The organism is Roseomonas sp. 18066 (genome assembly GCF_902706185.1).
Lineage (GTDB): Bacteria > Pseudomonadota > Alphaproteobacteria > Acetobacterales > Acetobacteraceae > Pseudoroseomonas.
In genome coordinates, this window is the sequence record NZ_CACSJM010000190.1 from 1 (window position 1) to 9833 (window position 9833).

At 71.6% G+C, this 9833-nt stretch carries 10 protein-coding genes; 6 read left to right on the forward strand and 4 right to left on the reverse strand.

Features of this window, described 5'->3' with window-relative positions; all coding sequences use genetic code 11:
- The 5 genes from lptC to hpf all read left to right on the forward strand — a co-directional run.
- Positions 1 to 705: LPS export ABC transporter periplasmic protein LptC (gene lptC, locus GVN67_RS25800; protein WP_368667263.1), on the forward strand; the 705-nt coding region annotated here is incomplete at its 5' end.
- The gene (locus GVN67_RS25805) at positions 702 to 1718 is read left to right on the forward strand and encodes an LptA/OstA family protein (RefSeq protein ID WP_160000190.1); all 1017 of its coding nucleotides are present in this window, start codon (positions 702 to 704) and stop codon (positions 1716 to 1718) included. The genes lptC and GVN67_RS25805, both read left to right, overlap by 4 nt.
- Positions 1715 to 2467: an LPS export ABC transporter ATP-binding protein gene (gene lptB / locus GVN67_RS25810; RefSeq protein WP_160000191.1), complete on the forward strand. Its 753-nt coding sequence runs from the start codon at positions 1715 to 1717 to the stop codon at positions 2465 to 2467. Before GVN67_RS25805 ends, lptB begins: the two co-directional genes overlap by 4 nt.
- 52 nt (positions 2468 to 2519) lie before the next feature.
- Positions 2520 to 4058, forward strand: coding sequence for an RNA polymerase factor sigma-54 (gene rpoN, locus GVN67_RS25815; RefSeq protein WP_160000192.1), 1539 nt, complete (start codon positions 2520 to 2522; stop codon positions 4056 to 4058).
- A gap of 114 nt (positions 4059 to 4172) precedes the next feature.
- Complete coding sequence (hpf, locus tag GVN67_RS25820; protein ID WP_160000193.1) at positions 4173 to 4847, forward strand: ribosome hibernation-promoting factor, HPF/YfiA family; 675 nt, start codon at positions 4173 to 4175, stop codon at positions 4845 to 4847.
- Between the two features lie 294 nt (positions 4848 to 5141).
- On the opposite strand, the gene GVN67_RS25825 is transcribed toward hpf, so the two are convergent.
- The 3 genes from GVN67_RS25825 to pdxH form a co-directional block, all read right to left on the reverse strand.
- Positions 5142 to 6017, reverse strand: coding sequence for a universal stress protein (locus GVN67_RS25825; protein ID WP_160000194.1), 876 nt, complete (start codon positions 6015 to 6017; stop codon positions 5142 to 5144).
- Positions 6018 to 6294: 277 nt separating this feature from the next.
- Positions 6295 to 7743, reverse strand: coding sequence for an AAA family ATPase (locus tag GVN67_RS25830; protein ID WP_160000195.1), 1449 nt, complete (start codon positions 7741 to 7743; stop codon positions 6295 to 6297).
- On the reverse strand, positions 7740 to 8336 hold the full coding sequence (pdxH, locus tag GVN67_RS25835) for a pyridoxamine 5'-phosphate oxidase (protein WP_160000196.1): 597 nt from the start codon (positions 8334 to 8336) through the stop codon (positions 7740 to 7742). The genes GVN67_RS25830 and pdxH overlap by 4 nt, the downstream gene beginning before the upstream one ends.
- 107 nt (positions 8337 to 8443) lie before the next feature.
- Between pdxH and fabI the strand changes: the two genes are divergently transcribed.
- Entirely contained in the window at positions 8444 to 9283 is an 840-nt protein-coding gene (gene fabI, locus GVN67_RS25840) for an enoyl-ACP reductase FabI (RefSeq protein ID WP_160000197.1), read from the forward strand.
- Positions 9284 to 9357: 74 nt separating this feature from the next.
- Here fabI and GVN67_RS25845 read toward each other — a convergent pair.
- Positions 9358 to 9833 (reverse strand): DUF4189 domain-containing protein (locus GVN67_RS25845; protein ID WP_160000198.1); only part of this gene is annotated, 476 nt, incomplete at its 5' end.

Genomic DNA, 9833 nt, shown 5'->3' on the forward strand with positions numbered 1-9833 from the left:
CCCCGCATGAACCCGTCCTCCCCCCCGCGCGGCCGCGCCGCCGCGCCCCGCGCCGAGCGTGCCGCCGGCAAGGGCCGCCAGCTGCTGCCCTCCCGCGCGCGGCTGGCGATGGATGCCGGGTCGATGGCGCGCTACCGCTTCCTGGTGGTGCTGGCCAAGTGGCTGCTGCCGGTCGGCGCCCTGGCCGTGCTGGCCGCCATCGCGCTGTGGCCGGAATTCGACCGGGCCGAGGATCGCGGCCGCCTGGCCTTCCGCCGCGTGGCGCAGACCAGCGCCGAGGCGCTGCGCCTCTCCGCCCCGCGCTACCAGGGCATCGACGAGCAGGACCGCCCCTACAACGTCACCGCCGCGACCGCCCTGCAGCAGGAGCAGGACGCGCCGATCGACCTCGAGCGGCCGCGCGCCGACATGATCATGAGCAACGGCACCTGGGTGCTGCTGGAGGCCCAGCAGGGCCGCTACCAGCGCGACGTCAACCAGCTGGCGCTGCAGGGCCAGGTGACGCTCTGGCACGACGACGGCAGCACGCTGCGCACCGAGGCGGCGCAGATCGACATCGCCGCCGGCGGCGCCACCGGCGACAAGCCCGTCGCCGCCCAGGGGCCCTTCGGCACCCTGGTCAGCGAGGGCTTCCGGCTGGAAAACCGCGGCCAGGTGGTGGTCTTCACCGGCCACGCCAAAGCAGTCCTGGAGGGCGGCCGATGACTTTTTTCAGGGTGTGCAGGCTGGGTGGCCTGCCCACGGTCGCGCTGCTGGCGGCCCTGGCCATGGCACCGCGTGACGCGACCGCCCAGCAGCTCGACCTGACCCAGGGCGGCCCGGTCGAGGTCACCGCCAGCGACGGCATCGAATGGCGCCAGCAGGAGCAGGTGGTGATCGCCCGCGGCAGCGCCCGCGCGGTGCGCGGCGGCGTGACGCTGACCGCCGACCGGCTGATCGCCCGCTACCGCCCGCGCGCCGGCGCCCCCGCCGCCGCGGCCAGCGGCGCGCAAGGCGACACGCCGATGTCGGGCGGCGAGATCTGGCGGCTCGAGGCCGAAGGCAATGTCCGCATCGACAGCGCCACCGACCATGCCGAGGGCGACCGCGCCGTCTATGACATGGACCAGGCGGTGATGGTGCTGACCGGCCGCGCGCTGAAGCTGACCACGCCGCAGAACGTGCTGACCTCGCGCGACAGCATGGAATACTGGCCCGGCAAGCGCATGGCGGTGGCCCGGGGCGCCGCCGTGGTGGTGACCGCCGACCAGCGCCGCATCGCCGCCGACACCCTGGTCGGCTATTTCCGCGAGCAGGGCGCGGCGGTGGCCTCCAATGCCCGCCCGGCGCCGGCGCCCGCCGCCGCGCAGCCGGCGCGCAACCCGGTGACCGGCCAGCCCGCGACCCCTGGCCAAGGCAGCCAGCTGGACCGCGTCGAAGCCTTCGGCAATGTCGAGATCCGCACCACCGGCGAGGTCGTGCGCGGCGACCGCGGCGTCTATTCCGAGACCACCGGCATGTCCCGCCTGCTGGGCGGCGTCCGCATCACCCGCGGCGACAACCAGCTGAACGGCCAGGAAGCCATCGTCAACATGCGGACGGGGGTCGCCCGCCTGGTCGCCACCCCGGGCCAGCGCGTCCAGGGGCTGATCATCCCGCAGCAGGGCCAGCAGGCGCTGCAGCCGCAACAGACCACCCCCAGCCAGCAGCAGAACCAAGGCGGAGCGCGTAGCCGGTGAGCACCCCTCTGAAGGTCATTCCCGGCGAGGGCGGGCTGGTCGCGACCGGCCTGGGCAAGCGCTACAAGAAGCGTCCCGTCGTCCGCAACGTCTCGCTCAGCGTCAAGCGCGGCGAGGCGGTGGGCCTGCTCGGGCCGAACGGCGCCGGCAAGACCACCACCTTCTACATGATCACCGGCCTGGTCCGCCCCGACCAGGGCCAGGTCTTCATGGACGGCCACGACGTCACCACCCTGCCGATGTACCGCCGCGCCCGCATGGGGCTGGGCTACCTGCCGCAGGAGGCCTCGATCTTCCGCGGCCTCAGCCTCGAGGACAATATCCGCGCGGCGCTGGAGGTGGTCGAGCCGGTGCGCGCCCGGCGCGAGCAGATGCTGGATTCGCTGCTGGCCGAGTTCGGCCTGACGCATCTGCGCCGCTCGCCGTCGCTGGCGCTCTCGGGCGGCGAGCGCCGCCGCTGCGAGATCGCCCGCGCGCTGGCCACCCACCCCGCCTATGTGCTGCTGGACGAGCCGCTGGCCGGCATCGACCCGATCGCGGTCGGCGAGATCCGTGACCTGGTCAAGCATCTGAAGAACCGCGGCATCGGCGTGCTGATCACCGACCACAACGTCCGCGAGACGCTGGAGATCATCGACCGCGCCTATATCCTGCATGACGGCCAGGTGCTGATGGAAGGCACGCCGCAGGACATCGTCGCGCATGAGGGCGTCCGCCGCGTCTATCTGGGCGAGCGGTTCAGCCTCTAGCATGCGCCGCCAGCTGACCCTTTCGGTTTTCCGTCAGGCCGGCTGACCGCTCATGGCCATCGGTCCCCGCCTGGATCTGCGTCACAGCCAGTCGCTGGTGATGACGCCGCAGCTGCGCCAGGCGATCAAGCTGCTGCAATCCTCCAACCTGGAGGTCAGCGCCTTCGTCGAGGAGGAGCTGGAGCGCAACCCGCTGCTGGAGCGCGACGAGCGCCCCGAGCTGCCGGCCGAGCGGGCCGAGCCGCTGGCCGCGGCGCCGGTCGCCGCCGACACCTTCGACAGCACCGCCTCCGCCACCATGCCGTCGGAGGCCGATGCGCCGCTCGACATCCGCGACTGGTCGAATGTCTATGACGGCGATGCGTCCGGCGGCGGCGACGGCGGCAGCCGCGGCGGCCGGCTGGATTTCGACACCGACGACCGCGGCATCGACGAGCTCGCCATCGCCCGCCCGCGCAGCCTGCGCGAGGAGCTGGCCGAGCAGGTCCGGCTGAACTTCGCCGATCCCGGCGACCGGCTGATCGCGGCGCAATTGATCTCCGCCCTCGACCCCTCCGGCCGGCTGGCGGCGGATGATGCGGCGATCGCCCGGGCGCTGGGCTGCGACGTGCCGCGCATCGCCGCCATCCGCGCCCGGCTGCAACGCTTCGAGCCGGTCGGGCTGTTCTGCCAGAGCCTGGCCGAATGCCTGGCCGTGCAGCTGGCCGAGCGCAACCGGCTGGACCCGGCGATGCAGGCGCTGCTCGACAATCTCGAGCTGCTGGCGCGGCGCGACATGCGCGGGCTGCTGAAGGTCTGCGGCGTCGATGCCGAGGACCTGGCCGAGATGGTGGCCGAGCTGAAGCGGCTCGACCCCAAGCCCGGCGCCGATTACGACGCCGCCCCGGCGCCGGCGCTGCTGCCCGACGTGCTGATGCGCCGCGCGCCCGGCAGCCAGGCGGCCAGCCAGATGGCCAGCCCGGCGGCCAGCCAGATGGGCGGCGAGGTGGCGGACTGGATCCTGGAGCTGAACCCCGACACCCTGCCCCGCGTGCTGGTCAATCGTGGCTTCCACGCCCGCGCCCAGGTCAGCGCCACGCGGGAGGACAAGGCGTTTCTCTCGGAGAAATTCCAGGCGGCCAACTGGCTGGTCAAAAGCCTGGAGCAGCGGGCCAACACCATCCTGAAGGTCGCCGCCGAGATCGTCCGCCGCCAGGACGGCTTCTTCCGGCATGGCGTGGCGCATCTGCGGCCGCTGATCCTGCGCGACGTCGCCGAGGCGGTGGAGATGCACGAATCGACGGTCAGCCGGGTGACCGCGAACAAATACATCGCGACGCCCAGGGGCCTGTTCGAGCTCAAGTATTTCTTCACGACCGCCATCGGCGGCACCACCGGCGGTGAAACTTTCAGCGCCGAGGCGATCCGCCACCGCATCCGCGGCATGGTCTCGGCCGAGACCGCCGATGACATTTTAAGTGATGACGCCATTGTCGCAGCTTTGCGTCGGGAAGGTGTGGACATCGCCCGGCGGACGGTGGCCAAATACCGGGAGGCGTTGCGCATCCCGTCTTCCGTGCAACGCAAACGGGAAAAGGCCGTTCCGGCCTAGTCCCAACGGGAGAAGGCCGCCCCGGCCCGAGACCCGGAGCGGGCGTGACCCGCCCGCTTCGCCGTCCTGCCGGGACGGCCCCTCCCCCACACAAGAAGGAGGGGTTACCCCGCCATGCACATCGTTGTCGCAGGGAAACAGGTCGAAACCGGCGAAGCCCTCAAGGTCCATGTGGCCGAGGGGCTGAACACCGTGACCCGGAAATATTTCGACCACGCCCTGGAAGCGTCTGTCACCTTCTCCAAGAACCGCGCCTTCTTCGCCTGCTCCATCGATATCCATGCCGGCCGCGGGCTCAGCCTGCGCGGCGAGGGCGAGGGCGCTGATGCCCATCGCGCCTTCGACGAGGCCGCGGCGCATATCGCCAAGCGGCTGCGCCGCTACCGGCGCCGGATGAACGAGCATTCCCGCAACCTGGCCGATGAAAGGCTGCCGGCCTCGGCCGAGACCGCCCGCCAGGTGATCCTGGCGCAGCTGCCGGACGAACCCGACGAGACCATCGACCCCGAGGCCCTGCTGGGCGGCCTGTCGGAGGAAACCGAGGCGCCGGAAGAAGCCGCCGCCGAGGCGAACGGCCATGCCCCGGTCGACCCGGGCAAGGACCATGGCGCCATCATCGCCGAAACCCCCACCCAGATCGCCCGGCTGAGCGTCAGCGAAGCGGTGATGCGACTCGATCTGGGCCAGGAGCCGGTGATGATGTTCCGCAACCAGACCAGCGGAGCACTCAACGTGGTCTACCGCCGCGCCGATGGCCATATCGGCTGGATCGATCCGGCGGCGGCTTAAAACTTAGAAGCCAAAGGGACAGAAAAGCTGGGGGAATGAATTCCCCCAGACCCCTTTCTTTTATTTTTGGTCACCGGCCGCTGCGGGACCTGCGCTCCACCATCGGCGACACCCGGGCCGCATGGCGGGACGCCCATACGAAAACAGCGCGACCTGTCAGGTCGCGCTGTCGCTGGGCCGTTTCACGTCCTGTCGCCACGTGGACACGGCAGTCAGATAAAAAGAAGAAGGGGTCCAGGGGAATTCATTCCCCTGGCCTGCCCCTGGCCTGCCCCCAATCTTCCCTTCAGCCCCTCACCGGCACATCAGCACCGGAATATCCGCGTTCTCCAGCACATGCCGGGTCACGCCGCCCAGGATCAGCTGGCGCAGGCGGGAGTGGCTATAGGCGCCCATGCACAGCAGGTCGGCCTGGAAGTCGCGCACCGAGCCCAGCAGCCCGGCGCCCACTTCGCGGGTCTGCGGCTTGAAGGGCACGGCTTCAGCCTGGATCTCGTGCCAGCGCAGATAGGCCTGCAGCCCTTCGGCCGCCGGCCCGCGGCGCTGGTAGTCGTCGCTGTACAGCACGCGCACCGCCTCGGCATGGTGCAGCCAGGGCAGCGCGGCGGCGACGGCGGCGGCACTTTCCGCGGTGCCGTTCCAGGCGCAGCAGACGCGGGTGCCGATGGTCTCCGGCGACTGCCGCGGCGCGATCAGCACCGGGCGGCCGGAATCGAACAGCACCGCATGCAGCGCGTCGGAGGAGGAGACGTCGTCATCCGCCTCCGGATGCGGCACCACCGCCATGTCGTAGAGGCGCGATTGCTGCGCCACCACATCCTCCTCGCGGCCGGCGATGGATTCGAAGGACAGCGTCGGCCCCTCGGTCTTCAGCGCGCTCTCGGCCGACAGCGCGATGGTGACGTCGCGGCCCTGCACGAAGCGCTCGAACAGCGCGCGGACGCGGCCGGCGCGCTCGCCGCTCTCGCGTTCGGTGGCCGCCATCATCTCCTCGATCATGGCGCCCGACAGGCCTTCGCCGGCCAGCGGCGCCACGTCGCGCGCATCGACCCGCACATGCAGGCAATGCACATGGGCGTTCCACATCCGCGCCACCATCAGCGCGGTGTTCAGCGCCGCTTCGCCCGCGGCGGTTCCGGTCAGCGGCAGCAGCAGCCGGCGATAGGCCATGGGTCGGTCTCCTCATCCTCACCGGCGCAAGGCCGGGCACCGCAGATGGCACAGCATCATTGTAATAACAGGAGGCCGCAAGGGGCCTGCAGCGAGGACACCGACGCCGCCTGGCGCCGATCTATTCCCGAACAGGCCCGGGTTTTTTCTATCATTTGGTGCAGGTTTTCAGGCCTCGTCACCACCCGATAGAAAAGACCGGGCAGGGCCGCCGGGTTTCACTCCCGCCAGCCGATGCTTTCACCGCAAGGTAAGACAAACCGCGGCCGTGGCCTCGTTAAATCGACGTTGGCATCGCGCCGCTGGTGTCGAGGCGCCGCCAGGCGATGGCACCGGGGTCGCGGGCGGCGGCGGCGGCCAGCACGGCGAGGCCGGCATCGGAGGCATCGCCCCGGCGGGCGGCCACGCGGTCGCGCAGGAGCTCCAGCGGCGCCTCCAGCCAGATCCCCTGCAGCGGGATGCCGGCCTGGCGGCCGACCGCCTCGATGCCCTGGCGCAGCATGGGGTCGAGGAAGGCGGCATCGGCGATGACGCTGTGCCCGGCGGCGAGCGCGGTGGCGGCGGCGGCGAAAAGTTCCTCATGCACCGCGGCATTCTCGGCCGGCGCATAGGCCTCGGGCGGCAGGCGCTGCTCAGGGGCCAGGCCGTGGCGGCGCTTGCGGATCTCGTCGCTGCGCAGGATCAGCGCGCCGGGGGCGGCGCCGATGGCCGGCGCCCAGCGGCGGCCCCAGAAGCTCTTGCCGCTGCCCGGCAACCCGCCGATGGCCAGCAGGCGCGGCGCGGCCGGGCGCAGCGCCACCTCGGCCTGGTCGAGGCAGGGCAGCCCGTCGGCGCCGGTGCGGGCCAGGCAATGGGCGCGGATCAGCGCGCGCAGCGACAGCCACAGCGGCAGGCCCTCGACCAGCGCCGCGTCACCGCTGCGCGCGACATAGCGGTTCAGCACCCGGTTGGCGGCGCCGCGCCCGACCTGGCGGTCCAGATCGGCCAGCAGGAAGGCCAGGTCGTAGCCGGTGTCGATGGTGGCCAGGGCCTCGTCGAATTCCAGCGCGTCGAAGGGCGCCGGGGCGCCCTGCCACAGCAGCAGGTTGCCCAGGTGCAGGTCGCCATGGCAGCGCCGCACCGCGCCTCCCGTGGCCCGGCGGGCCAGCCAGGGGGCCAGGCGGTCCAGCGCGGCGACGGCGGCGGCGGCCCAGGCCGCGATGCGCGCCCCGGGCAGGCCGGCGGCCAGGGCCGCGCGGCGGTTGCCCTCGATGACGCGGGCCATGGCGGCGGGGGCGTCCCAGCCCCCGACCGGCGGCAGGTCGTGGTGCAGCGCCGCCACCGCATCGCCCAGCGCATCCTGCAGGCCGGCGTCGATGCCGCCGCGGCGGGCGACCTCGTCCAGGAAATCCCCGGGCGGGACGCGGGCCATCTCCAGCGCCCATTCGACCGCCTCGCCCGCGCCGCCGAGGCGCAGCGCGCCATCGCGGCCGCGGGTGACCGGGTGCACGGCGCGGTACAGGCCCGGCGCATGCGGCGCGTTCAGCGCCATCTCGCGTTCGATGAAGCGCTGCCGGGCATCGAGGGTGGTGAAGTCGAGGAAGCCGAGGTCGACGGCTTTCTTCAGCTTCAGCACCCGCTCCGCGCCGAGGAACAGCGCGGAGATATGCGTCTCGACCGGGGCCGCGCTGCCGGCGAGATGGCGGAGCAGCGCCGCGGCCTCGGCCTGCTCCGCCGGGATGCTCACGGGTACAGCGTCTCGGTCGTCCAGTCGCTGCCCGGCCCGGCCTGGAAGACCCGGCGGTCATGCAGGCGGAAGGGCATGTCCTGCCAGAACTCCAGGCGCTGCGGCAGCAGGCGGAAGCCGCCCCAATGCGGCGGGCGCGGGATCTCCTCGCCGGGGAAGCGGGCCTCGGCGGCGGCCAGCGCGCCTTCCAGCTCGGCCCTGCCCGACAGCGGGCGGGATTGCTGCGACGCCCAGGCACCTAGCCGCGACAGCCGCGGGCGCGTCGCGTAATAGGCGTCGGATTCCGCCTCGGCGACTTCCTCGATGCTGCCTTCGATGCGCACCTGGCGCCGCCGCGACTTCCAGTGGAAGACCAGCGCGGCGCGGGGATTGGCCAGCAGCTCGTCGCCTTTGCGGCTTTGCTTGTTGGTGAAGAACACGAAGCCGCGCTCGTCGAGCCCCTTCAGCAGCACGATACGCACCGAGGGGAAGCCCTCGGGGGTGCTGGTGGCCAGGCTCATGGCGTTGGGGTCGTTGGCCTCGCTGGCCTCCGCCTCGGCCATCCAGGCGCGAAACAATGCATAAGGATCAGTGGCGGCGATCGGCGCGGTCATGCGGCTCCCCCTTGCCCAGGCGTCGGGGGTGTGCCACCAGGACCCTACCCTTGCAACGGGGGATTGCCCCACCCCCCTTTTACACAAAGAAGCGGTCCTGCCTGTCCATGGAAGCTGTTGACCCCCTGGCGTCCCCCCCCACCGGCACGCTGATGGCCGGCAAGCGTGGCCTGATCATGGGCGTGGCGAATGACCGGTCCATCGCCTGGGGCATTGCCCGCGCCATCGCCGCCCAGGGCGCCGAGATTGCCTTCACCTACCAGGGCGAGGCGCTGGAGAAGCGGGTGCGCCCGCTGGTCGAGAGCATCGGCGCCGAGATCCTGCTGCCCTGCGACGTCACCGACGAGGCCAGCATCGACGCGGTCTTCGCCGCCCTCGAGCAGCGCTGGGGCAAGATCGACTTCCTGGTCCATGCCATCGGCTTCGCCGACAAGCAGTTTCTCCGCGGGCGCTACATGGACACCCCGCGCGAGGCCTTCCTGCAGGCGCTCGACATCTCCTGCTTCTCCTTCGTCTCGGTCTCGCGCCGCGCCGCCGCGCTGATGCCGGAGGGTGGCTCGCTGCTGACGCTGTCCTATCTGGGCGCCGAACGTGTCACGCCGCATTATAACGTGATGGGCGTCGCCAAGGCCGCGCTGGAGGCCTCGGTCCGCTACATGGCGGTCGATGTCGGCGGCCAGGGCATCCGGGTGAACGCGATCAGCGCCGGCCCGATCAAGACGCTGGCCGCCAGCGGCATCGGCGACTTCCGCTACATACTGAAGTGGAACCAGTACAACGCGCCGCTGAAGCGCAACGTGACGATCGACGATGTCGGCGGCGCCGGGCTGTACCTGCTGTCCGACCTCGGCTCCGGCGTCACCGGCGAGGTGCACCACGTCGATTGCGGCTACCACGTCGTCGGCATGAAGGCCGAGGACGCGCCGGATATTTCCGTCGCTTCCTGACGCCGTCAGCATCCTGACGAAAAGGCCCGGGGGGCGATGCCTCCCGGGCCTTTTTTATGCGCAGGCCGCGGCGTTCAGCCGTCGCACTGGCTGATGACGATGCGGCAGGTGGCGCCGCGGTGGCGCTGCCGGCAATCGGCCAGCGCGTCATGCTCGGCCTCCAGCTGGCTCGGCCCGCTGCCCGGCGTCGCCAGCAGCACCTGGTAGGTCGAGGGATCGTCGGTCATCACCATGCCGAGCCGGGTGACGCCCTGGGCCACGGCGCCGCAGCGCTCGCGGAACTCCATGGCCAGGCGGCAGGGGATGCCCTCCGGCCCCTTGCAGGCGAGCTCGGCGCGGCGATGCGCCTGCATCCGGTCATCCTGCCCCAGCACCAGCCCGTAGCGCGGCGAGGGCGGCACCGCGACATAGATCGCCCCGGTGCCGCCATAGCTGGCGCTGGCGACGGTCGGGCCGGGCGGTGGCGGCAACGGCGGGGCCGCCGGCATGCCCAGCGTCGGGGCTGCCGGGGGCTCGGCCTCGGACCGCGGGCCCGTGACAGGGGGTGGCG